Origin of the sequence: Ruthenibacterium lactatiformans (assembly GCF_000949455.1) — a bacterium.
GTDB classification, from domain to species: Bacteria; Bacillota; Clostridia; order Oscillospirales; family Ruminococcaceae; genus Ruthenibacterium; species Ruthenibacterium lactatiformans.
This window is the reverse complement of the sequence record NZ_JXXK01000106.1, coordinates 1-617: the sequence shown is the minus strand read 5'-3', so window position 1 is coordinate 617 and position 617 is coordinate 1. Positions and strand designations below refer to the sequence as shown.

At 64.0% G+C, this 617-nt stretch carries 1 protein-coding gene; it reads right to left on the bottom strand.

What is annotated here, in order from left to right:
• Window positions 1-120 precede the first annotated feature (120 nt).
• Window positions 121-617, bottom strand: a 497-nt coding sequence (locus TQ39_RS21525; RefSeq protein WP_420865204.1) for a hypothetical protein, incomplete at its 5' end; no start/stop codon positions are given.

Genomic DNA, 617 nt, shown 5'->3' with positions numbered 1-617 from the left:
CCTTATTTGCCGTTGGGGGCCCGGGGGCCTCGGAGAGAGGCGTGAAGAAAAATCATGATTTGATACGGAATTTGAAATCATGATTTTTTAGCCGAACGGAACGCCCCCGGTGTTCTTTGGTTACTTTCTTAACATTAAGAAAGTAACGCCATCGGCAGATTTCGTAATCGGCCCCGCGAAAGCGGAGGCCTTCCTCTTTTCCCACACGCGGCTTCCGTTCCCGCCCCGGCCCTTGCTCCCGTTCGGTCGCATTTCGCCTGCGGCGAAACCGGGCTGGCCGGTCATCGGCCCCACAGGGGCTGACGTTTTGCCGTTCCCGTCACGGCTGCGCCGCGCCGGGGCCCCAACGGCAAAACCCCGGCCCTTGCTCCCGTTCGGTCGCATTTCGCCTGCGGCGAAACCGGGCTGGCCGGTCATCGGCCCCACAGGGGCCGACGTTTTGCCGTTCCCGTCACGGCTGCGCCGCGCCGGGGCCCCAACGGCAAAACCCCGGCCCTTGCTCCCGTTCGGTCGCATTTCGCCTGCGGCGAAACCGGGCTGGCCGGTCATCGGCCCCGCCTTTTGGGTTTGCCGCGCAAAATCGCGCGCGGCATTTCGCTGCGCGAAACCACCCTGTG